Consider the following 24,223-nt stretch of genomic DNA (forward strand, 5'->3'; position numbering starts at 1 on the left):
CAATAACGCTTAAAATTTATATTCGTAAGTCGAAAAAGCTGTGCCTTGAGTATCATCGTCTTGGACGTCAAATTCAGAATTAGCCACACTACCACCTAAGGTCAACATGCCATTAAACATCGGCAAACGATATGATAACTCCAGCATCATGATATCTTCTTTTAAGGGTTGCGGCGCCCACACACCACCGCGATTAGCACCATCTTTATTCAGTTGAGCATAACGGAGTATCGAGGTAAAACCATGGCTATTATCGAACTGACCAATTAACCCTAATGCATAAACATTGGCATCACTGTCATAGGTACTGCCAAAAGCGCGGCCATAATATCGCGAGCCACTTTGATAAGTGGAGTGTTCATAAAAACAGTTAAACTGGTCTTTATCTTCACCGCAATACACCATGGTATCGGTGTACTCGACAAATAATTTATATTGTTGTTTGGCAATATTAAAGCGCGTGTCCGCACCGACCATTTTGCCGCAGTCAACAATTTGCCATGGATCGCCTTTTGAATCTTCACAGGTGCGTTCTAGATACAAGCCCACAGGCACATTAAACCATGTATCAGCATATCTAACATCGAAGCCCGCCATCTGATTGCCATAGTTTGAACAGCCTACTTCATCAACATTATCTGCTCGACAGTCTCGCTGACCAGTAATTGATTTAATGGCGGTATTAAAGCTACATTCTTGACCTTCACCACAAAACTGTGTGGTCCAAGATAAACCAATTTCTAACTGCTTAAATGGCTTAATGGCACCACGAAGATTCCATAATAGGGTATGCGGAGCATAACGATCTTCTTCGGTCACACTCACGCCACCAGTTAAGCTCCAATCGCCTATCCATGACAGCCAAGGTGTTTCAAATGCTTGCGAATTATTACGACTGACCATTAAAGACGGCATTGGCCGGGCATTGTTTGATTTATGAAGTGAGGAGTCAAATCCAGGTCCCCACCACTGGCCAACACTGCCGGCAGTCACAATCCAATTACCTAGCACCACCGCAATATAAGAATCATCTAAACGGATTTCTTCGTCGTCTGCAGGGTTATAATTAGCAGATGCTGAAATTTTATAAGAAAATCGCTCACCAGTGTATTCGTGTGAGCCTTGTAACTGGCCCTTTTCACGATAATCAGAGCCAAAATGCTGAAAACGCGCCGCATCTGTTGCCGCGGCCACTTTTATACTGGTGTTACCACGATTGCCAACGGCATTTTGGTAGTAAAAATTAACCCGAGCAAATGCATCCACCAAATCAGGTGTTAATAACGCCGGTTCAGCTTGAGCTAGATCAGCCCCTATACCAGACCACATCAATGGAAACGTATTAATTGGCGCACTAATCACTCCAGCATCCGCTAAAGCTTGAATATCTGCACGTAAATAGATGTCAGAGGTATCGACCCATGGTGCCGCTTGAGCACTGCTATAGGTCATCATAGCGCTTAACCCTATTGCAGCGACCACATTAGTTAACCGACTAAATCCTTGTATCATAATATTACATCGCCCTTATTATCAGCTTGATTTTGCGCTACTTTTTGCTTTAATGCAGCGGCGATCTGTGGATGAACAAATTGACTCACATCGCCGCCGTGTAATGCCACTTCTTTCACTAACGTAGAAGAAATAAATGAATTTTCTTCCGCGGGTGTCAAAAATACACTTTCAAGATCAGGGCTTAAACGACGATTCATGTTTGCTAACTGAAACTCATATTCAAAATCGGATACTGCACGCAGTCCACGAATTAACACACTCGCTCGCTGTTCTTTGGCAAAATCAACCAACAACCCCGTAAAACCGACAACCTCAACATTGTCTAAATGTGCTGTCACCAAATTAACTTGGGCGACACGCTCTTGAAGAGAGAAACGAGGTTGCTTAGAAGGATTTGATGCTATACCAATAATCACGTGCTTGAATAAGCGTGCTGCACGTTCGATTAAATCGGCATGACCATTGGTTACAGGGTCAAAGGTTCCTGGGTAAACCGCTCTTCTGTGCATAATATCGCCTTTACCTTACCGTTATAATCGCTAGTTTATCTACTTTCATCGCCATTCATCGCCATTCATCGCCAGGATAAATCACCATCACGTTAACGTATTGGCAAGTGTCACATGACTAAATTACTGTCTTTTTGTTCTGGGAAGTGGTGGCAATTGTTTTTTATGCTTCGATAATTTCAGCTCGTATTTCACTTTTTGCCAAATACGCAGCAAATGGTGACGCTCAGCGTTATTGCGTTTCCCGTGGCGACTGATATCACTTTCGAAATCGGTACCGATCACAGGGAAAGGTCTAACAACAAAGCAACGCAAGTGTTTTTCGTACCAATACTGAATATCGATATCAACTGGGCGAGCAATAGGGTATGTCGTTGCCAATAATTTTTGTGCTCCGGCCAATGACACACACTGACCGCGAGTAGAAGCCGGCAACTTTAAGCACGTAGACAGACTAAAACGATCATCAAGCGCTATCGATTTTACAATGCCTTTCTGTTTACGCCCATGACACAGTTTGATGTAATCCCAGTCAGTAGAAAGATTATCAATATGCTGCATAACCGTCATTAATCCGGGATCTAAGACAGAATCATCCTCAAGAATTAATGCGTAATCTAACTGCTGTTCAACAATCATTTGCCAGCATTGGACATGGCTAAGATAACAGCCAATCTCACCCAAATTAAGCATTTTGTCGTACTTTTGGAGGTTTGTTTGCGGATCGTATACTTTAGCAATATCGACATCGCGTAACTCTTTACCGTATACGGCAGAAATACGCTGGTACTGGATACCTAACTGTTTGAGCTGTTCATCCATGAACGTAAACCGTTCAGTACTGCTATCTAAATTAATTAAAAAAACTTTAAATTTCATAATATTACTAACCCAAAAACAATTTTAATCTTGTTGAACTACTGATATTTAAGCCTAAAATATTCAGTAATAACAACAAACTGCTGAATAAAATGGTAGATGCTACAGTTAGGTTACTTTGCCTAGTGACATTTTATTTAATCCATTGAATAAATTGAAGAAAAACCTTTATCAAGTCAGTAGTTATTTTACGTCCTTTCACTCACGTGCATTTCACCATTATGACAGTGAGAGATTTGAGAGTATATCACTAATAATCGGGCTTTAGCTTGTTGTTAAAAAATTCCTAGCAACAACTTTATTAGCCAAAAATAGCACGCCAAAACGATAATAGTTAACCCTAGGGACAATTACTAATGCAAAACTATCAACAAACCGTCTTGAGTTGATATACTCTGTCAAAACCCTTACTCCAGTCATGATAATGGTTGAGTAAATCGTTAGTATTGACAATATAATGAGCCCCATCATCCGATGGAATTGAGTTAATTTTTACTTTTTAGATATTCTCATGAAAAAAATCTTAGTCATTAAGCACGATAAAATTGGTGATTTTGTACTGACATGGCCAGCACTTTACCTACTCAGGAAAGCGATGCCAGATGCAACAATTGATGTATTTGTCGCGCCGGTTGTTAAGTCTTTTGCACAAGCCTGTCCATACGTAGATAACACCCTCATCGACTCACAAGATGATGCAAGTATTGCAGAGCACATTGCGCAGCAACATTACGATGCAGTAATAGTCCTTTTATCAGAATTTCGAATTTATAAAATCCTTAACAAAAGCAACATTCCTTATAAATTAGTTCCCAAACATAATTGGTATCAGTATTTATATCAGCATCGGGCAAGCAATGAATACTTAAACAGTGAAGGTTGCTGGCGAGGAGCGTGCATGCTAGTGGAGCACTTCTTAACTCACCACGGTTATGCCATCCCTGCACTGCCCAATAGATTTTGGGATATGAGTGCTCGTAAGCAATATTGGCAAGAATATTACCAAAAATTAGCCAATGAAAAGCTGATTTTTATTCATCCTGGTACTGGCGGGTCTTCTGGTTGCGTCCCGATAGAAAAGCTCGTTAAGTTGATCATAAATATTGATAAAATGACCCAGTCAGCATGCCACTTCGTTTTAACATTCAATGGCAGTGAACGGGAGCTTGCAGAAGAAATTCAAGCTCTACTGGCCAATACTTCAATCAACATATCGTTAGCTAAACCGCTTGATCGTTTGATTGATTTTTCCGAGTCATTGGTCGCAGCAGATATGTTTATTGCTGGCTCAACAGGGCCGCTACATATCGCGGGGTTACATAATGTGCCCACGGTTGGATTTTACGCAGGAAGACGCTCAACACCCCATATTAGGTGGGGAACATTATCTGAACCCAGCAAGCGATTTGCTTATACGCCCCCAGTAGGAAAAAGAACCGGTCGTAATATGGCATTAATCAACTTTGATCAGGTATCGAATGACATAGCCGACTTTTTGAACAAACAATCTTAGATTGTCGCAGTGTGTTAAATTAAGCTCATCGCGAGCAACAATAATGGAAATACGAATATGATAGTTGTGACAGGCGCAGCCGGGTTTATTGGTAGTAATTTAGTAAAACAACTTAATGCCATGGGGCGTAATGACATTATTGCGGTAGACGACTTAACTGACGGTACGCAAATGTTTAATTTGGCCGATTGTGAAATCGCCGACTATCTCGATAAAGACGACTTCATCCAGCAAATCAAAGCCGGCGACTTTGATCATAAAGTAGAGGTCATTTTCCATCAAGGCGCTTGCTCATCGACCACCGAGTGGGATGGCAAGTTTATGATGGCAAATAACTACGAGTATTCAAAAACGTTATTACATTATAGCCAAGCCAATGACTGTCAATTTATCTATGCCTCTTCAGCCTCAGTCTATGGCGGCAGCGAGAAATTTATTGAGCAACGTGAACTTGAAAAACCACTCAATGTTTATGCTTACTCTAAGTTCTTGTTTGATCAGTACGTGAGACAACAAGAACTGACCAGCCAAGTCGCTGGTTTACGTTATTTCAACGTCTATGGTCCCCGTGAACAACATAAAGGCGGTATGGCCAGTGTTGCCTTCCACTTTAACAACCAGATTAACGCCAACGGCATATGTCGCTTGTTTGAGGGTGTTGATGGATATGATAATGGTCAGCAACTGCGCGATTTTGTGTTTGTGGAAGATGTGGTAAAAGTTAATTTGTGGTTATGGCAGAATCCATCTGTGTCAGGGATTTATAATTGCGGTACCGGCCAAGCACAAAGCTTTAATGATGTAGCCAATGCCGTCATTGCGTATCATGGAAAAGGACACATTGAGTACATTCCTTTCCCTGACAAGCTTAAAGGTGCTTACCAAAGTTATACCCAAGCTGACTTAAACCAGTTAAGAGCGGCAGGTTACCAAGGCGAGTTTAAAACGGTTGAACAAGCTGTACCTGAATATTTAAACTGGCTTAAAACCCAGCACTTTATTGGCCAGTAAGTAATGGGTTAACCCTCGTACTGGTCGACAATAAAAAATGCTATGGTATTTTCATATCCATAGCATTTTTTTGTACATAAAAATGATTAACTTATTATCTAATTTCTTTAACCACTTCTATCAGCATGGTTGTTGAAATGGCTGGTGTCCTTGGTAAATAGATCACTTTACACAGATGAGATAGATGGTCAAAACGTCCCGCCCAATCATCACCCATAACCAAGAAATCAGCATTATTCCGTTGAATATAATCAGCTTTCAACTCTAACGACTCTTCTAAGAAAACATTATCAACACACGCCAACGCAGCAACAATCCTCATTCGGTCTCTTTCATCACAAATTGGATTTCGGTGTTTTTTACTAAAATTGAGCGCATCAGATGACACTCCAACAGTCAATGTGCCACCTAATTCTTTCGCTCTTTCTAAAATATTTAAATGACCAATATGAAACATGTCAAAAGTACCGAATGTAATAACGTTCATCTAGATCCTTAGCTTAATAAATAGTCGGCAATTCGCTGGCTACAAAGGCCATCAACAACACCCACTAGTTCTGCAGTATATTGCGTCCTTTGGGGGGCAAATAACCCTGGGTCTGCTATCTGTTGGTCAACAACTTGCTTTAATTGTTTATATGTTTTGGCATGGGCAGCAATGTCTGCGTAGCGGTATAAATCTTGATCAACACGATTTTTAAATCTAAATTTAAAAATCCCCCGATAAGACCACCGTAAGTGATAAAAATCACACCAAACAACAGGTTTATTTAATGCTGCAAACTCAAATAATGCCGAAGAAGCATCACTTATTAATACGTCTGCTGAGACCATAAAAGGCAATAAATTAGCTTCTTCAGCTGGCGCTAAATAGACATTATCAAAACTAGCCCAATGAGTAAGCAGCGCTTTTTGTTTTTTATAATTTGATTTGCTCAACGAAAAATAATGCGGTTTGAGCAAAATATTATATTCAGAAAATTCAGCGGGCCAATTTTTAGCCATTGCCTCAATACTGCTTGGGTAAAATGTCGGCGCGTATAATAAGGTTTTTTTACGGGTATCTAACCCTAAAGAGGCTAAGTCTAAACCCGGTTCATCGCCTTGAATAATGGGATCTAACTTGGCATACCCCGTATCAATGAACACTTTTTCAGGAAACATATTCTGTAACCGCTTCAAACGGTATTGCCCTTCCACAAAGCGAACTTCAATATCGCCTTTTGAAACAGTATAATACACCGACTTTGGCCCGACACCATGCTGCATCAAGGCAGTCTGACTGATCCCTTTTAAGCGTGACGCTGAAGCAAATGCATTACCGAACACAATCCATTTGGGCTTGTTCAATAAATAAAATTCGAGCGCTTCAACTTCATCATTGACCCACACTACGTTTAGTTGGTGCTTGTTCACAAGCGATTCCAATACCGACTGCTGATCAACACTCTTGTAAATTACATAGGTAACTGAAACCGAACGCTTCTTCAGCTCAGCAGCAACAGGGAAATATTGTGGTAAATAATAGGGATGTAACACATCAAAACAAATCATCGCAAGTTAATTCCTATCAATCATTCCGCATCAGAGTTTACAAAGAGCACTAGTATAAATGATAACACACCTCAATCTACCTCTAATCCTCTTAACCAACTAATCAGATATTAAATGAAATCAATACTTCTGGTTCATTTTCTCAAGGTATTGATTCAAAAAGTGCTCTTTTCAAGGTATTATTTCAATTATAACTATCAACTAAGCTGTCTATCCATATGCCAATAGTTTCCACAAAGCAATTACAAACGTGTAAACGCTTACTGTTTATTTCGCCAGTTGCGCTAGGTGACTTTCTTTACTTAAAAACCTTTCTTATTGCTTTAAAAAAGCAATATGGTCATATAGAAATCGACATCTGGTTAGATGATATTCGTTGTAATAGTGATAGTTGGCGCTTATCTCGAAGTAAAATCTTACAACAATGGATGGATACTGAGGGCGTATTTAAGCTAACTTACGGCTGCACTGATTCAAAATCAGCCATGCAAAGCCATATTGAGCAGGCAAAGCTGCGTCAATATGACATCATATTCTGTCATTCAGTCAGTAAAAGTCGACAATATTCACACATAGCTCGCAGCATAAGCGACAGTGCTTTTATTGTGTCTAGTATCCCTAAAAGTGCTTCATTTGGATGGTTAAACAAACTGTTTTTTGGTCACTCAAACCATATTTTTATATTGAACGAAAACAGCCTTCCTAAGTCTCATCATATTACTGATAGATACAATATGATATTTAATCAGGTTTTGGGACTGAGCTTACCACCTGAGCAATTAATGCCTACCTTAAAGGTTCCTGAGGCCATTGAGCCCATTACTCAGTCGTGGTTAAACGGCAAATTTAGTGACCTAAAAAAGCAAGGAAAACTTATCTTTTTAAATCACTTATCGACTAATGATAAAAAAGACTGGAAATTATCGCAGTTATTTTCCCTGATTGAAAAAATATCAGCAATGGATCCGACTCAGCGTTTTATTATCAATGTTACTCAAGAAAACTTTGAATCGGTTAGTGTTGAAACCGAAAAATTTACCACACTAACAAATACACAAGCGGCTGTTTTCACCGTAAACGAACATTTTTTTGAACTACCATCACTCATTGCACACGCTGATTTTGTGGTAACAGTCGATACGGCAATATTGCACTTTGCTTTTGCTGCTCAACGGCCTTTATTAGCGATGATGCGTGAGAAAAAGCCTTATTGGGCGCCACCGGAAAGTGAGGTGTCGCACGTAATGTATGCAACAGAAGGTAGAGGTTACATCGAAGACATCAGCGTTGATCGAGTATTCCAACAATATAAAGAAATGAACTCTCTCAGTTAAATACTTAACACCAAAATACATAAATCTAAGCAAGGTGAACGGATGAAGAAGGCTATTTTTACACTCGCTATTGGCGATAATCCAATGTATCGCGCTGCCATTTCAAGCTTTAAAGCTTATGGCCAAAGAATTGGGGCTGATGTCATCGTTTCAGATCAACTGCATTATAACATTCATGTAAGTAACCCTAAATTTGACTCCAGTCCGGCATGGTCTGAAAAACTATATATTGCTGAAATACTCAAACAATATGACCGAGTACTGTATCTAGATGCAGATATTATCGTGACGCCATGGGCTCGAGACGTATTTGAACTCTATCCAGATCTTGATACCGTTTATATGTTTAACGAAGGTTGTTATCGGGATCGTGGCGAGCAAGCGGTACAAATCAATACTATCTTAGGCGAAGTCGACTGGCCAAAAGAAGACGATAAGATCGTTTATTACAACTCTGGGATGTTTCTCGTCTCAAAAGAAACAGGCTTATTTGATAAAGCCAATATTGAAGAAATGCAGGCCATTTGCAACAAGGTTAAATTTTACGACCAAACCTATATTAACTATCTCATAAGAAGAGATAATATAAAAAGCATAGGTGTGGAAGCTAACTTTAATCGTATGCAGTTATTAGGTTACGATAATTATCAAAAATCTGATTTTATTCATTATTCTGGCAGAGGTTATCGTCAAGATATCCCGATGAGAGAATTAAAATACATCATAGATTACTGCGATATGTTTAACGATACGTTAACTAAAGCACAAATTATTGAGTATAAAAAACAAGCTTGGCATTGGTATATGCTTAAACAGCATCGAAAAACAAAGCTCCCCATACCACTGCTGAGTGCAATATTTGGTTTATTCCGTGGCAAATATAAATATTAAACCCGAATTCAGATAATGACAGCTCGCTTAAAGGCGAGCTTTTTACTGCTTAATGAATTTATCAAACTGAGCCTTAACCTCATCAACCTCTATCAGTGCCATTAAATGCTCACCTTTAGCACGCGTGCCCCATTTCACTGGTGCATCAAATTGAATGGCTATCACTTGCGGGTAAACACTGACGGTGTATTGACGATAAAAATAGGGTCCTGTTCGTCCGGGATTAGAATGAGCATACAAACCAATAACAGGTGTGCTTTGAGTGACCGCCATATGCAATGGCCCGGTATCAGGTGCGAGCACTAGCTTGGCTTGTTTTAACACAGCAAGTAGCTGAGTTAGCGATGTCTTGCCTACTTGGTTATCCAATGGATGTTGGCTATGAGATTGGATAACATCGGCTAAGGTTTTTTCTAGTGCGCTTGGTCCGCCGCACAACATCACTCGATAACCTTGCTCAGCCGCATAATCGGCTACTGCAGCATAACGCTCTGGTAGCCAATTTCGATCGGCTTTACTGGCAGCAGCACAAATCACCAACACCTTATCGTCGCCCACCAGCTGTTCAGCAAAATCAGTGTCTGCTTGGGGTACTGGAATGTTCCAACTAGGGGTTAAGTCTTTAACGCCAATGGCGTTAGCAAAGCCCATAAACCCCTCTAATACATGCGGAGTGGCCAATGGCTCAACAGCGTGGTTGGTTACCAGCCACTGACCTTCTTTGGCTCTTGCCTTATCAAATCCGACACGCACTCGCGCCTTAATCATTAATGAAGCTATGGTTGCGCGCAGGGCAACTTGCATGTGCAGCAACACATCAAAGCGCTGACCGTGTAAATCACTGCGTAACTGCACATAGCTTCGCCAGCCCTTGGACTTATCAAAAATAACAAACTCAATGCCAGGTAAGTGCTTGAGTAATTGATATTCAACCTTACCAATAATCCAAGTAATGCTAAGGTCTGGATACTGTTTTTGAATCGCCTGCACCATTGCTACAGCGTGGCATACATCACCAATAGCAGATAAACGCAGTAAACATAATGAACGTATCGCACTAAAGTCAGCTTTCATTGATTATCCAATATGCTTAAGTGAAGAATAAGGCTGTTAAGGCAAGTGAGTGATCTTAAGGTATAATGTTATTTCGATCCACAATCTCACCAATGCTATTGATAATTAGATGCACATAAAAACCACTCAACTTGGCCATATTGCCTGGTGTGAAACCACTGCCCAGCACTTAGCACCACAAGACTTTGCCGTCGATGGTTGGCAGAAAAAAAATGCCGTTGTCGGTCAGTCTAAGGGCCGCTACACCACCTGGTTTGTCAAAACCGCTGATCTCGACTCACCGCAAACATGGGTGTTACGTCATTATTGGCGTGGTGGGATGATGGAAAAATTCAGCCGTGATGCCTATCTCTATACTGGCTTACAACGAACCCGCGCGGTGGCTGAATTGGCCATACTCGAAACCTTATATCAACAAGGATTTGCGGTTCCACGCCCAATAGCAGCGAATGTTGAACGATTTGGATTATGGTATCGAGCCGATATTATTATTGAACATGTTGCTGGGGCAAACGATTTAGTGGCGCAGTTAAGTCATCACCCCATGACAGAGTCACTGTGGTATTTACTTGGTGAAACCATTGCCCAATTTCATCAGCGCGGGGTATATCACGCCGATCTCAATGCTAAAAACATCTTACTGGCTCACGGAAAATTTTATTTAATAGATTTTGATCGCGGTGAGTTACGTACACCGCAAGCTTCGTGGCAACAAGCTAATCTGGACCGTTTGTTACGTTCTTTTAAAAAAGAGCTCGCCAAACTGACAACGCTGCATTTTAATCAGCAACATTGGCAGCAATTACTTACCGGTTACCAGAGCATCAACCCGATTTAAACCTAATCAGTGTGTAATCTTGTCATTGAAAATAGACCCTTCTCTGGGTCTATTTCCAAATTAATCAACGCTTAAATGCTAAACGATGAGCTTATTGATTAGCGTAAATTGCTTCAATAACGCACCACGATTTTGTTCCACCACAGCGAGAGCCGCCGAGGATGCTGCATGATACATCTGGCTATCGGTAAATTTATGTTGTAACCCTTGCGCTAATTCATCTGCAGAGGTAATGCAGGTTAATGCTCCGGCGTCAGCAAGCAATTGGGTGATTTGAGCAAAGTCCCAATGATTAGGGCCAACATAAACAGGTAATCCCATGGCCGCTGGTTCAAGCGGATTATGGCCACCGTTATTAATTAATGTGCCGCCAATAAACGCTTGATCTGCCGCACCATATAACATCACCAACTCACCCATGGTATCGCCCAGCAATACTTGAGTCTGGCTATTCACCTCATCATTCATACTGCGTCTGGCTAACGTCAATCCAGACTGGGTTACGGTAATAGCGGCTAAATTAAATTGTTCTGGGTGTCGTGGCGCCATAATCAATAATGCCTCAGGGAAAACAATTAATAGCTGCTTATGGGCAGTCAAAACCGCCTCAAACTCACCAGGATGAACACTCCCAGCAACCCAAATCGGTGAATTCAGCCGATCCCACTGGGCACGAAGCGTAGTTGCTTGGTGTTTTTTTGTCGGGTCAATAGTGAGATCAAACTTTAAACTACCACACACATGTATGCGTTGAATGTCCACGCCCAAATGTATAAACCGATCGGCTTCACGTTGAGTTTGTACGGTAATCAAGTTGAGTTTGTTTAACATAGGCACAGCCAAACGACGCTTATTAGCGTATTTATCGGCTGACTTTTGCGACAGTCGAGCATTGGCCAAAATCAATGTCACTTGTTGCCTGTGCGCAAAATGGACCAAGTTAGGCCACAGCTCGGTCTCCATAATAATGCACACTTTGGGTTGTAGTTGGCGTAAAAAACCTTTGATGGCATAGGAAAAATCAAACGGTAAGTAACAATGCTGCACCTTATCACCAAAGGCTTTTTTCACTTCAGCCGATCCGGTAGGGCTGGTTGTTGTAACGGTAAACGAATACTGAGAATGCGCAGCCATAAGCTGCTTAATTAACGGAATAGCCGCCAAAGTCTCTCCCATAGAGACACAGTGGATCAGCACATCGGTTTGAGTGACATGGGCAAAACCAAAGCGTTCAGACCAACGACTCCGATAGTCGACACTTTTTATCGCCCGAAATGCTAGATAGACAATCACCAGCGGAAAAAACAAATAGAGAAAGAAAGAATAAACAATACGGTTCATGTAAGATGAGTCATCGATTTTTGCTTGTCAGATAATCACAATGCTAACATACTCAGATCAAGACAGCTTAACGAATTATTTGAGCGACAATAAGCCAATAATGAATGTGGAAACCCCATGAAAACTCGCGATAAAATCATTTTTGCCAGCTTAGAACTGTTCAATGAACACGGTGAGCGCAGTATTACCACCAACCATATTGCCACACACTTAGGCATTAGCCCGGGCAATTTGTACTACCACTTCCGTAATAAGGAAGACATCATTAATTCAATTTTTAGCTTATATGAAAGTCATTTAGAGTCAGGCTTTAAGCTTTATGACGATGAGCCTATTACAATCGAATTATTAATGGGTTACTTTGATGCCATGTTCTATACCTTATGGGAATTTAGGTTTATGCATGCCAACTTGGCCGATATTTTAAGCCGTGATGATGCCCTCAAAAAACGCTACTTACACGCGCAACAACAAGTCCTAACTCGTTCAAGTGATGTGGTCCGCAAACTCAAAAAAGATGGTTTCCTTGACATCGAAGATAGTAAAGTTACCGCGCTTGCCGACACGTTGAAAATGATGGTCAGCTTCTGGATTAGCTACCAATTAACCCAATCCAGCACATCAACCATCACGAAAGCCACCTTATACGATGGCTTATTAAGAGTGTTGATGATTTTTAAAGCTTACTCGACCCAAACTTCTGTCGCCACATTCTGCCGCTTAGAACAGCATTATTTAGACATCGCCAGCCAAGAGCGCCACAACGCAGCGCAATAGAATGCCGATATATTGGTTAATCAAGTATCAGTAACAGATCTTCTACTTTGCGAATAACCGACTACAATTGAGATCAGAATAGTTGTTATTGAGGTGTTCGCTACCCCCTATTTCCACCCAAGTCACTCACCATGTTAATGATTAGTTTTTTTAATGTGAATAAGTCGCTAGCCCTAAACTAATTCATCTTGGTCTGACGACTAAAAAAACACTGTAGAGCAACAAAAATAAAGGTTAGAATGCCAATAACTCCAAAACACCCTGTCATTTATCGCAGTGTTTTACTGCGTGATTTGGATAAGCATAATAACCATATTTAGGAGAACACAGGTGGCATCTACCTCTTTTTACGACCGAATTAATCAGCAAATTGTCGATGTAAAAGCCGATGGCTTATACAAAAGTGAACGCATCATTGCTTCCGCGCAACAAACCGCCATTGAGGTTAACAGTGAAGAAGTGATTAACTTCTGCGCCAATAACTATTTAGGTTTAGCCAACCATCCTGAACTTATCAAAGCAGCAAAAGCCGGTTTAGACAGTCACGGATTTGGTATGGCGTCGGTACGATTCATCTGTGGCACTCAAGACATTCATAAGCAATTAGAAGCCAGCCTAAGTGAATTTTTAGGCATGGAAGACACCATTTTGTATTCGTCTTGCTTCGATGCTAACGCGGGTTTATTTGAAACCCTTTTAGATGCTGAGGATGCGATTGTATCCGATGCACTTAACCATGCCTCAATCATTGATGGCGTGCGTTTATGTAAAGCTAAGCGTTTTCGTTATGCCAACAACAACATGGCCGACTTAGAAACCCAGCTTATTGCGGCCCAAGCTGCTGGAGCGCGGAATATTTTAATTGCCACTGACGGTGTATTCTCAATGGATGGCGTGATTGCTAACCTTCAAGGCGTATGTGACTTAGCCGATAAATACGGTGCATTGGTGATGGTCGATGACTCTCATGCCGTAGGCTTTATCGGTCAAGATGGCCGTGGAACCCATGAATATTGCAACGTAATGGATCGTGTCGACATTATTACCGGTACATTAGGCAAAGCATTAGGCGGCGCGTCGGGTGGATTTACGGCGGCGAAAAAAGAAGTGGTTGAATGGTTACGTCAACGCTCGCGCCCTTACTTGTTTTCAAACTCCTTAGCCCCTTCGATTGTTAGCGCCTCAATTCGCGTGCTTGAAATGCTAAAAACAGGTCAAGATCTACGTGAAGCCGTTTGGGAAAACAGTCGTTATTTCCGTGAACAAATGTCTGCAGCAGGTTTTACCTTAGGTGGTGCAGATCATGCCATTATTCCGGTAATGATTGGCGATGCTAAATTGGCTAGTGACTTTTCCAACCGTTTATTGCAAGAACATATTTACGTGGTCGGTTTCTCATTCCCTGTGGTACCCAAGGGCCAAGCGCGTATTCGTACTCAAATGTCAGCGGCGCACACTCGCGTTCAACTTGATCATGCTATTGCTGCCTTTACCCGTATTGGTAAAGAAATGGGCATTATCTAATCTAACCTAGATTCATTGAAGCATAGATTGATAACAGCATCTCGTAACAATAGCCCAGGCTAAAGATAGTTCCGACTAAAAATAGGTCATCAACATGAAAGCATTAAGTAAGTTAAAGCCTGAAGAAGGCATTTGGATGGTCGAAGCACCAAAACCAGAAATGGGTCACAATGACCTGTTAATTAAAATTCGTAAAACGGCTATCTGTGGTACTGACGTCCATATCTACAACTGGGATGAATGGTCACAAAAAACTATCCCTGTACCTATGATTGCCGGCCATGAATATGTCGGCGAAGTCGTCGATGTGGGCCAGGAAGTTCGTGGGTTCAGTATTGGTGACCGCGTATCTGGAGAAGGTCACATCACCTGTGGTCATTGCCGCAACTGTCGTGCTGGCCGTACTCACTTATGCCGTAACACTTCAGGTGTTGGGGTTAACCGTGATGGCGCATTTGCCGAATACTTAGTGCTGCCTGCTTTTAACGCCTTCAAGATCCCTGCTGATATTTCAGATGATTTAGCCGCTATATTCGATCCATTTGGTAACGCCGTCCATACCGCGTTATCGTTTGATTTAGTCGGCGAAGACGTATTGATTACCGGTGCAGGCCCTATTGGTATTATGGCTGCGGCAGTGTGTAAACACGTCGGCGCACGTCATGTGGTGATTACTGATGTGAACGAATACCGACTTGATCTTGCTCGAAAAATGGGTGCAACCCGCGCCGTCAACGTCGCCAACGAAAACCTTAACGATGTCATGAAAGAACTTGGCATGACAGAAGGCTTTGACGTGGGTTTAGAAATGTCAGGTGTGCCATCGGCATTCCACGCAATGTTAGACACCATGAACCACGGCGGTAAAATTGCCATGCTCGGTATTCCTGGCGGCGAGATGGCCATTGATTGGAGTAAAGTCATTTTTAAAGGCTTGCTCATCAAAGGCATTTATGGCCGTGAAATGTTTGAAACTTGGTACAAAATGGCCAGTTTAATCCAATCAGGTTTAGACTTGTCCCCTATCATCACTCATCATTTTAGTGTCGATGATTTCCAGCAAGGCTTTGATGCGATGCGCTCAGGTCAGTCTGGAAAGGTTATCTTGAGCTGGGATTAAACGTTAATATCTGAGTTACCCACACCAACAAGGGGTTGTATTTATACAACCCCTTGTTGCAAACTAAACCAAGTCCAATCGCTATTCGTATACTTTATAGGTTATGTCATGTCAGGTTTTAAACATTTGTCTATTAATGAGCTTATCCATATGTCCACGGAATCTAACGACGTACAAGTTGTTGATATTCGTGATGCGGCCAGTTTTGCCGCCGGTCATATTGAAGGTTCAACCCATTTAACTAATGAAAATTTAGCTCAATTCACTAGCAGTGCTGATATGGATAGACCTTTGGTCGTCGTTTGTTATCACGGCATGAGCAGCCAAAGTGCCGCTAACTACTTAAATGAGCAAGGTTTTGATGATGTTTACAGCCTAGATGGCGGTTTCAGTGCTTGGAGCTTAGCGAACTCATGATAGAAATTGGCCAACTCGCGAATGCACGTGCTGCACAAGCATTTATTGATTACCTCAAGGGGTTAAATATTCAATGTCATGCCGTGGCTCATGCTCAGGGTGTTAGCCTAGAGATTAATAACCCAGCTGATGAAAACCGAGCCCGCGCCGAGTTAATTGAGTTTACTAAAAACCCATACGACAGTAAGTATTTACAGGCATCTTGGGATAACGGCGCTACCAATACTAGATTTGACTATGGCCCGGGAACAAAAGGCTTAATTCAACAGTTTATGAAAGGTGCTGGCCCGCTGACGTTAATCTGCTTTTTTGTTTGTGTTGCCATTTTTGCTGGCATGAACCTTGGTTTTGCCAATGCTATTTTCACTCAGTTATCTTTTTTCGGCGCCGTTGCGGACAGTGGTTTAAACCAAGTTTGGCGAGTGTTTACGCCAAGCCTAATGCACTTTTCTGCTATGCATATCATCTTTAATATACTGTGGTGGTGGTACTTAGGCGGTAAAATTGAAACCAATTTGGGTACTCGACCACTACTGTTTTTATTAGTTGCAGCGGGCACTTTGCCTAATATTGTGCAGTTTTACATGACAGGACCTAATTTTGGTGGGCTGTCTGGCGTCGTTTATGCTGTAGTGGGTTACACTTGGTTAATGGGTATTCGCAAACCTAGCTGTGGTATTAATTTACCACAATCTTATATGATTTTTATGCTCATTTGGTTAGTCTTGGGCTTTACTGATGTGCTTGGAATGCCAATTGCAAATGGTGCCCACATTGCGGGGCTCTGTGTCGGGTTAGCTCAGGCATTATTTGATAGCAGAAAATCACAACAAGCTAAAACCAGCTAATCACCAACTAATCACCACTAATAGCGCCACCTTAGGTGGCTCTTTTTTTGACATTAATGGGCTCATATAAACCGTGCTTTTCAACGCCAATCGTTAAGCCATTTCGAGTACTTTATTGACCAGTTTCTCAATACCAATATGTGCCTCTAATATCGATGTCGCTAACATATACCCTGGCGTACTGACGATTTTATTCACTTCATCAACAACAATATCTTCAACTTGCACGTCTTTATGCTTACCGCCCATTTCATTAAAAGCATGAGCCGTCTCTGAATCTGTGCCAATGGTACCAATGGCTCCTTTGCCGTAAATGTTAGGGATCATCACAGGTGAAATACACACAAAACCAACAGGCTTGTGAGCCAAAGAAAACTCACGAATAAAGTTCTCTACAACAGGCTGAATATGACAATTACTGCCAGTAGTTGCAAAGTTGGATAAATTTTTAGCGGCACCAAAACCACCGGGAATAACCAAACCATCAAATTGACTTATCTCTAAGGTGCTGGCATTGAGTACTTCACCACGAGCAATTCGTGCAGACTCTACTAACACATTACGGGTTTCGTCTTTGTTGACCTCACCCGTTAGATGATTCACCACATGCATTTGGGTCATGTCCGGAGCAAAACATTGATATTGTGCTCCCGCTCGCGTTATCGCCAGCAAGGTTAATACAGCTTCATGAATCTCAGTTCCATCAAACACCCCACAGCCACTCAACAACACAGCAATCTTTTTCATGACATCCTCCTTCAACTTTTAAGTGATAATGTAAATATTACAACAAAAAAACAACAAAACGATTGATCTGATTAAAAATCGTGCTAAGTTGGTCCGTCGAATTTAGTAGATGAGCTTTTTGTAACCAAAAAACATCACTAAATTCCATAGTGACTTAACTGACATCAATAAAAAAGTCCACAAATTAGTAATATTTATGAGAATTAATATTTAGCTCACAAAAATAAAAATAAACACCTTAATTCAACTAGTTACAGATTCCATTTCAAGTCGTAGGAAAATCTATCCAGTAAGGTTGATTAATTCACTCACAGACTTATCCACAGGCTGTGAATCTTTGTCGCGCCTGATAGTTTGCTTTTCTCTATAAAATTACCCACAAAACCTCACTGGATACGCCACTGGTCAGACGTTACGGTCATTGAGCACTATCTTGGGTAAATAACTGACAATCTCACAAGCATCTTGAGGTGCTGTGGGTATAATGTCATCCTATTAGTCTCGCAAAATACTGAACACGAATATTAATTATGCCAACGATTCCCAATAATCCGCTCATCCTCGTTGATGGATCATCTTATCTTTATCGCGCTTATTATTCGCCGCCTCATTTAACCAATTCAAAAGGTGAAGCGACAGGCGCGGTTTATGGTGTCATTAATATGCTTCGCAGTTTATTAAGCCGCTACAGCCCAAGTCATATCGCGGTGGTGTTTGATGCCAAAGGCAAAACCTTCCGCAACGATATGTACGACGAATATAAAGCCCAGCGTCCACCGATGCCTGATGATCTGCGCACTCAAATAGAACCCTTGCACAAAATCATTCACGCGATGGGTTTACCACTGATCAGCATTTCGGGTGTCGAAGCCGACGATGTGATCGGTACCATTGCGCTTCAAGCGAGTAAAGAAGGCCGAGCGACGTTAATCAGTACCGGCGATAAAGATATGGCGCAACTCGTCAATGAGCATGTGACGTTAATCAATACCATGACAGACACCATTATGGGGCCCGAAGAGGTCAAGACGAAATACGGTGTTAACCCAGATAGAATAATCGACTTCTTAGCACTCATGGGCGACAAATCTGACAATATTCCGGGCTTACCTGGTGTCGGCGAAAAAACCGCTTTAGCCATGCTCATCGGAGCAGGCAGTGTTGCCCAGCTATTAGCCGATCCTCACAGTGTTGTCGACATGGGTTTTAGAGGCTCGAAAACCATGCCGGCTAAAATTATCGACAATGCCGATATGCTAAGGCTGTCTTACGAGCTAGCCACCATCAAAACAGATGTCGAACTCGAACAAGACTGGCATGAGCTCAATGTTAAACCACAAGATCGAGATGAACTGATTAAATGCTTTGGTGAAATGGAGTTCAAGCGTTGGTTAGCTGAAGTATTAGATAACAAGCAACCTCGCGGCACTGTTAGCGACGCTAACTATGAAGAAATTGCCGTATCGCCAACCATTGAAGCTGAGTATGAAACGATTCTGACTATGGAAGCGCTCGATAAATGGATCGAAAAGCTCAATAACGCCGACCTTATTGCGATTGATACTGAAACCACCAGTCTCAATTACATGGAAGCAGAACTTGTCGGTTTATCATTTGCTACCGAAGCAGGTAAAGCGGCCTATTTACCGTTAGCTCATGATTACCTTGACGCGCCGCAGCAAATCGATAAAGCCAGTGCACTTGAAAAGCTGCGCCCAATTCTTGAAAGTGACACTCTCCAAAAAGTCGGTCAAAACCTGAAATATGATATGAGTATTTTAGCCAATGCAGGCATTACTCTCAAAGGTGTACGCTTTGATACTATGCTCGAATCCTATGTGTTTAATTCAGTCGCATCACGTCACGACATGGACGGTTTAGCATTAAAATATCTTGGTCATAAAAATATTAGTTTTGAAGAGGTCGCAGGTAAAGGCGCAAAAAAACTGACCTTTAACCAAGTTAATTTAGATATAGCAGGCCCTTATGCCGCCGAGGATGCTGATATTACCCTGCGTTTACATCAACATCTATGGCCAAGACTTGAAAAAGAACCTGAACTTGCCAGTGTATTTAATGAGTTAGAACTGCCATTAATTCAAGTATTGTCAGACGTCGAGCGCCAAGGTGTATTAATCGACTCAATGTTACTTAGCCAGCAAAGTGGTGAGTTGGCCAAAAAGCTTGATGAACTGGAAATTAAAGCCTACGAAATAGCAGAAGAGAAGTTTAATTTAGCTTCACCCAAGCAGCTGCAAACGCTCTTTTTTGAAAAACTAGGTTACCCAGTCAAAAAGAAAACGCCTAAGGGTGCACCATCAACAGCTGAAGAAGTGTTAGTTGAACTGGCACTAGACTACCCTTTACCTAAAATCATCCTTGAGCATCGCAGCCTAGCAAAACTAAAGAGCACCTATACCGATAAACTGCCGCTAATGGTTAACGCTATCACGGGTCGTGTTCATACCAGTTACCACCAAGCTAATGCTGCGACCGGCCGTTTGTCATCGAGTGAACCCAACTTACAGAATATTCCCATTCGCACCGAAGAAGGTCGCCGTATTCGTCAAGCCTTTATCGCTCCTGCGGGTCGTAAGATTTTAGCGGCCGATTATTCGCAAATTGAACTGCGGATCATGGCGCATTTATCCCAAGATGCAGGCTTATTAGCGGCTTTTGCTGCAAACAAAGATATCCACAAAGCCACTGCGGCTGAAGTGTTTGGAATACATTTTGAAGAAGTGACCACAGAACAACGTCGCCGCGCCAAAGCGGTTAACTTTGGCTTAATTTATGGCATGTCTGCATTTGGTTTAGGCAAACAGCTGGATATTCCACGTAACGAAGCACAAACGTATATCGACACTTATTTTGCTCGCTACCCAGGTGTGCTTAAATACATGGAAGAAACGCGAGCCATCGCTGCTGAATTGGGTTATGTGTCAACATTATTCGGACGTCGTTTATACTTACCAGAAATCCGCGATCGAAACGCATTACGTCGTCAAGCTGCTGAACGCGCGGCGATTAATGCGCCCATGCAAGGTACTGCCGCAGATATCATCAAAAAAGCCATGATATCCATTCACCATTGGATCAATACCAGCACACAAGGTGAAATCACCTTGATCATGCAAGTACACGATGAATTAGTGTTTGAAGTTGATGAGGCGCAAGCTGAAACGCTCAAAACAAAAGTGTGCGATTTAATGGCTCAAGCGGCATCATTGGACGTGACCTTATTGGCTGAGGCAGGCATTGGCGACAACTGGGGTGAAGCCCACTAGTCATTGAGGGTCACTAGCGGGCCTCGTATCAGCAAAGGCTGCTAGACCATTCAAACAAGTTTAACGATTATGCCACCTCACTGACGGTGGCATTTTTATGCTTCATTTTTTTAGAAAGTAATTTGTTAGAAAGTAATTTGTTAAAAAGTAATCCCTCCTAAAATAGACGATAAAGCCTCGATCATAAAAGACATATCCATCTGTTAGAAAGTGTTACCCCACCTTATTTGCTATCAGTTCAATCATTGGATGGCGATGAACAAGCAATTGATGAACCTCAAATCAGAGTTCAAATCTGTCTAAAACCGGTGCTAAAATCCGACAAGTTTTTGCGGACTACCGAAAAAACTCAATCTGTATAACATGCCAAGCCGTTATGGTTAACAAAACAGCAATGTTTTGGGTCTAAAATCACACTATTATATGTCTATATGAAAAACAGTTTTTTATTTTCAGGTTAATAGGCTATTATAATTGTCGTAGGGTACAGAGGTTAAGATGTTCAATCTTTCAAACCTTTATTTCACTAGCAATAGTGACTAGCCAAATTCGGCGCCCCAGCAATTTAGGTTGCTGGGGCTTTTTTTGATTTTTTTTCGACCTAAAAAATATTTAGAGCAAATACTTTAAATGTCGTTAGAGATCGGTTATTATATTGCTATTGAGCGTCATCAAATTGAGTTGATGGCACTTGAGTCTTGTTGAATTTAGCTTCTCCCCAAAAGAGCTAATTTATTTGTACCGATGGCCGTTTGGTTATCGGTTTTTTTTGCCTAAAAATCAAGATCCCTATACCAAAGACGAAAAAAAGCCGACATGTGTGTCGGCTCTTAGTGCTTGCTGGCAATCGATTATATCACTCAGTGGTTACTCAGGTTCTTGCTCAGCCTTCTCCTCAGCTAACCATTCAGGATGACACCAATCATTTAAAATGCTCAGCACCTTAGGTTTACCGGTGCCTTTCAATGACGACAAGGTCTCCACTTGTACCTTATCACCAAAATCCTTTAGGGCTGAACGCACCTCATTGATGGTTTTCATTTTGGTACTCTGGGTTAACTTATCAGACTTAGTTAACAAAGCTAATACCGGAATATTACTTAATACTGCCCATTCAATCATCTGCATATCAAGATCTTTCAATGGATGACGAATATCCATCAATACCACCAAACCACTTAAACAAGCACGTTTTTGTAAATACTCACCAAGCGCCTGTTGCCATTTATTTTTTAATGCTAAAGGGACTTGCGCAAAACCATAGCCCGGTAAATCGACCAAGCGACGATCATCATCCAACTGAAAAACGTTAATCAATTGGGTTCGACCTGGTGTTTTACTGGTTCGAGCTAAACCTTTTTGCTCCGTTAGTGCATTTAACGCACTGGACTTACCGGCATTAGAACGCCCAGCAAACGCAATCTCAACCCCGATATCCCCAGGAAGATACTGATCTAAATGCGCAATATCTGGCGCACTGATTAAAAACTTAGCCCTACGGAAATCGATACGAGATTCAGTCACTCTTCACTCCAATTAAATTACTACTAGTAACGCGTTACCATAAATTTTTAACAATTGCTTACTTTTGCACATTTTCGTGTAAAATATTAGCTTGATCACATTATATACCCAAGCAATGCTGATGTGTGTGATGTAGTCATAAATGATTTTGCTCTAACCGAACAAAATAAACTGCATAAAAAGCACTTGGAAAATCATTTTACCACGCTTGCGGGTCTTCCTAGTAAGCTCAGGACAATAAATTAACTAGAAGTTGGAACGCCATGAAAAAGTTAGCTCTTGCGCTGTCTGTAGTCGCCGCTATGTCATCACCAGTTATGGCTGAAGGTAATGCTGAAGTAGGCAAAACTAAAGCAATCGTATGTTCTGCCTGTCACGGTGCTGACGGCAATAGCATGATTGATATGTATCCTAAATTAGCAGGCCAACACCCTGCCTATCTTGAAAAACAATTAACAGAGTTTCGATTAGCGGCCAAAACAGGTGGCGCAGAGGGTCGTATGAACCCCATTATGATCGGTTTTGCAATGGGACTCAGTGATGAAGACATTGCTGACATTTCAGCATTCTTTGCTAGCCAAGTACAAGTTGTTGCCGATGTTGCCGATGTACCTACTGCAGGCGAGAAACTGTATAAAGGTGGTGATGCCGCCCGCGGTATTACCGCCTGTGTTGCTTGTCATGGACCTGAAGGCCAAGGCGCCGCTGCTGCAGGTTTCCCTGTGGTGGGTGGTCAGCATGCTAACTATATCAGCATTCAGCTAACACAATTCCGTGATGGGATCCGTCATAACGATTTAAATGGCATGATGCAAGATGTCGCGAAAAAGCTGTCTGATGCTGATATCGAAGCATTATCTAAATATATTTCAAGTATTAAGCATTAATACTACTGAATATTAGCTAATAAAAAATGGGCTTTCGAGCTCATTTTTTACCCCCTAAAGTTGACGTTGACGTAAACTTCATCGATTATTACTTGACAGTGTTCACACTTTTAGCGTTAAATACACCCCGTACCGAGATGAACCCATCTGTTTGTAACATAAAACTAATAACATCAAGCAGGTTTCGGACTGATACATTTAAGATATAAGAATAAAGTTAATTTATAATAATAATAATTTAAGACCGCTCACTAATAATAACAACATGAGTCGATATTTCATTTTGAAATACAGGTCGTAAAATTTGTAAGGAATAGACCGATTGGTCGACATGCTATTTAGCACTGCCTTACACAACAGAGTGACTGATAACCCAGAGCATTATTTGAAGGATTCAAATAATGGCATACAAAGCTTATTGCTGAGGATGCATCCACTGGAGGCTTTATCGCTCGAAGGTACAAAGTAACAAGGATGGTTAACTCTTGTCATTGAAGACAATTAGGATAATGATGCGTCATTGAAGACCATCTACGGAAGCTGTAGTCAGGACGGCAACAGAATATAAAAGTGTTATGGATGACCAATAACAACTAGAAACGGCATGGAAAGCAGAAGAAATAAAGATCTGAC

General features: G+C 41.5%; 21 protein-coding genes. 12 read left to right on the forward strand and 9 right to left on the reverse strand.

Annotated elements, in window-relative coordinates:
- Positions 1–9: 9 nt before the first annotated feature.
- From CXF80_RS13455 to CXF80_RS13465, 3 genes are all read right to left on the reverse strand, one after another.
- Positions 10–1,512 carry a capsule assembly Wzi family protein gene (locus tag CXF80_RS13455; RefSeq protein WP_101033339.1) on the reverse strand — a complete coding sequence of 501 codons (1,503 nt, stop codon included), beginning with the start codon at positions 1,510–1,512 and terminating at the stop codon, positions 10–12.
- On the reverse strand, positions 1,509–2,024 hold the full coding sequence (gene coaD / locus CXF80_RS13460) for a pantetheine-phosphate adenylyltransferase (RefSeq protein WP_101033340.1): 516 nt from the start codon (positions 2,022–2,024) through the stop codon (positions 1,509–1,511). The genes CXF80_RS13455 and coaD overlap by 4 nt, the downstream gene beginning before the upstream one ends.
- A gap of 123 nt (positions 2,025–2,147) precedes the next feature.
- On the reverse strand, positions 2,148–2,903 hold the full coding sequence (locus CXF80_RS13465; RefSeq protein ID WP_101033341.1) for a glycosyltransferase family 25 protein: 756 nt from the start codon (positions 2,901–2,903) through the stop codon (positions 2,148–2,150).
- Between the two features lie 511 nt (positions 2,904–3,414).
- On the opposite strand from CXF80_RS13465, the gene CXF80_RS13470 reads away from it, so the two are divergent.
- Both CXF80_RS13470 and rfaD read left to right on the forward strand, forming a co-directional pair.
- Positions 3,415–4,416 carry a glycosyltransferase family 9 protein gene (locus CXF80_RS13470; RefSeq protein ID WP_101033342.1) on the forward strand — a complete coding sequence of 334 codons (1,002 nt, stop codon included), beginning with the start codon at positions 3,415–3,417 and terminating at the stop codon, positions 4,414–4,416.
- 57 nt (positions 4,417–4,473) lie between these two features.
- Positions 4,474–5,427: an ADP-glyceromanno-heptose 6-epimerase gene (gene rfaD / locus CXF80_RS13475; protein WP_101033343.1), complete on the forward strand. Its 954-nt coding sequence runs from the start codon at positions 4,474–4,476 to the stop codon at positions 5,425–5,427.
- Positions 5,428–5,521: 94 nt separating this feature from the next.
- Here the strand turns inward: rfaD and CXF80_RS13480 are convergent, their stop codons facing one another.
- Both CXF80_RS13480 and CXF80_RS13485 read right to left on the reverse strand, forming a co-directional pair.
- Positions 5,522–5,914, reverse strand: a complete 393-nt coding sequence (locus tag CXF80_RS13480) for an adenylyltransferase/cytidyltransferase family protein (RefSeq protein ID WP_101033344.1) — start codon at positions 5,912–5,914, stop codon at positions 5,522–5,524.
- 8 nt (positions 5,915–5,922) lie between these two features.
- A complete protein-coding gene (locus CXF80_RS13485) occupies positions 5,923–6,981 on the reverse strand; it encodes a CDP-glycerol glycerophosphotransferase family protein (protein ID WP_101033345.1) in 1,059 nt (352 codons plus the stop codon).
- A 218-nt stretch (positions 6,982–7,199) separates the two neighbouring features.
- Between CXF80_RS13485 and CXF80_RS13490 the strand changes: the two genes are divergently transcribed.
- Together CXF80_RS13490 and CXF80_RS13495 are read left to right on the forward strand one after the other, a co-directional pair.
- Positions 7,200–8,315 carry a glycosyltransferase family 9 protein gene (locus CXF80_RS13490; RefSeq protein WP_101033346.1) on the forward strand — a complete coding sequence of 372 codons (1,116 nt, stop codon included), beginning with the start codon at positions 7,200–7,202 and terminating at the stop codon, positions 8,313–8,315.
- Positions 8,316–8,357: 42 nt separating this feature from the next.
- Complete coding sequence (locus CXF80_RS13495) at positions 8,358–9,206, forward strand: glycosyltransferase (protein WP_101033347.1); 849 nt, start codon at positions 8,358–8,360, stop codon at positions 9,204–9,206.
- A gap of 42 nt (positions 9,207–9,248) precedes the next feature.
- On the opposite strand, the gene CXF80_RS13500 is transcribed toward CXF80_RS13495, so the two are convergent.
- Positions 9,249–10,280, reverse strand: a complete 1,032-nt coding sequence (locus CXF80_RS13500; protein WP_198554764.1) for a glycosyltransferase family 9 protein — start codon at positions 10,278–10,280, stop codon at positions 9,249–9,251.
- A 109-nt stretch (positions 10,281–10,389) separates the two neighbouring features.
- On the opposite strand from CXF80_RS13500, the gene CXF80_RS13505 reads away from it, so the two are divergent.
- Positions 10,390–11,118 (forward strand): 3-deoxy-D-manno-octulosonic acid kinase, encoded by a 729-nt coding sequence (locus CXF80_RS13505; RefSeq protein ID WP_101033348.1) that lies wholly within the window; start codon positions 10,390–10,392, stop codon positions 11,116–11,118.
- Positions 11,119–11,196: 78 nt separating this feature from the next.
- On the opposite strand, the gene waaA is transcribed toward CXF80_RS13505, so the two are convergent.
- Positions 11,197–12,459, reverse strand: coding sequence for a lipid IV(A) 3-deoxy-D-manno-octulosonic acid transferase (waaA, locus tag CXF80_RS13510; RefSeq protein ID WP_101033349.1), 1,263 nt, complete (start codon positions 12,457–12,459; stop codon positions 11,197–11,199).
- A 117-nt stretch (positions 12,460–12,576) separates the two neighbouring features.
- Here waaA and CXF80_RS13515 point away from each other — a divergent pair, with 117 nt between their 5' ends.
- The 5 genes from CXF80_RS13515 to glpG all read left to right on the forward strand — a co-directional run bounded on the left by CXF80_RS13515 (position 12,577) and on the right by glpG (position 17,145).
- Positions 12,577–13,236, forward strand: a complete 660-nt coding sequence (locus CXF80_RS13515; protein WP_101033350.1) for a TetR/AcrR family transcriptional regulator — start codon at positions 12,577–12,579, stop codon at positions 13,234–13,236.
- Between the two features lie 330 nt (positions 13,237–13,566).
- Entirely contained in the window at positions 13,567–14,760 is a 1,194-nt protein-coding gene (locus CXF80_RS13520) for a glycine C-acetyltransferase (RefSeq protein ID WP_101033351.1), read from the forward strand.
- Between the two features lie 94 nt (positions 14,761–14,854).
- A complete protein-coding gene (gene tdh / locus CXF80_RS13525; protein ID WP_101033352.1) occupies positions 14,855–15,880 on the forward strand; it encodes an L-threonine 3-dehydrogenase in 1,026 nt (341 codons plus the stop codon).
- Positions 15,881–15,988: 108 nt separating this feature from the next.
- Positions 15,989–16,297, forward strand: coding sequence for a thiosulfate sulfurtransferase GlpE (glpE, locus tag CXF80_RS13530; RefSeq protein ID WP_101033353.1), 309 nt, complete (start codon positions 15,989–15,991; stop codon positions 16,295–16,297).
- Entirely contained in the window at positions 16,294–17,145 is an 852-nt protein-coding gene (gene glpG, locus CXF80_RS13535) for a rhomboid family intramembrane serine protease GlpG (protein WP_101033354.1), read from the forward strand. Before glpE ends, glpG begins: the two co-directional genes overlap by 4 nt.
- 93 nt (positions 17,146–17,238) lie before the next feature.
- Here the strand turns inward: glpG and elbB are convergent, their stop codons facing one another.
- Positions 17,239–17,892: an isoprenoid biosynthesis glyoxalase ElbB gene (elbB, locus tag CXF80_RS13540; RefSeq protein ID WP_101033355.1), complete on the reverse strand. Its 654-nt coding sequence runs from the start codon at positions 17,890–17,892 to the stop codon at positions 17,239–17,241.
- A gap of 530 nt (positions 17,893–18,422) precedes the next feature.
- Between elbB and polA the strand changes: the two genes are divergently transcribed.
- A complete protein-coding gene (gene polA, locus CXF80_RS13545; protein ID WP_101033356.1) occupies positions 18,423–21,179 on the forward strand; it encodes a DNA polymerase I in 2,757 nt (918 codons plus the stop codon).
- 867 nt (positions 21,180–22,046) lie between these two features.
- On the opposite strand, the gene yihA is transcribed toward polA, so the two are convergent.
- Positions 22,047–22,703, reverse strand: a complete 657-nt coding sequence (gene yihA, locus CXF80_RS13550; protein ID WP_101033357.1) for a ribosome biogenesis GTP-binding protein YihA/YsxC — start codon at positions 22,701–22,703, stop codon at positions 22,047–22,049.
- Positions 22,704–22,966: 263 nt separating this feature from the next.
- Between yihA and CXF80_RS13555 the strand changes: the two genes are divergently transcribed.
- Positions 22,967–23,590 carry a c-type cytochrome gene (locus tag CXF80_RS13555; RefSeq protein ID WP_101033358.1) on the forward strand — a complete coding sequence of 208 codons (624 nt, stop codon included), beginning with the start codon at positions 22,967–22,969 and terminating at the stop codon, positions 23,588–23,590.
- The last annotated feature ends 633 nt before the right edge of the window (positions 23,591–24,223 follow it).

Origin of the sequence: Shewanella sp. Actino-trap-3, from assembly GCF_002836275.1 — a bacterium.
Taxonomy (GTDB): domain Bacteria; phylum Pseudomonadota; class Gammaproteobacteria; order Enterobacterales; family Shewanellaceae; genus Shewanella; species Shewanella psychromarinicola.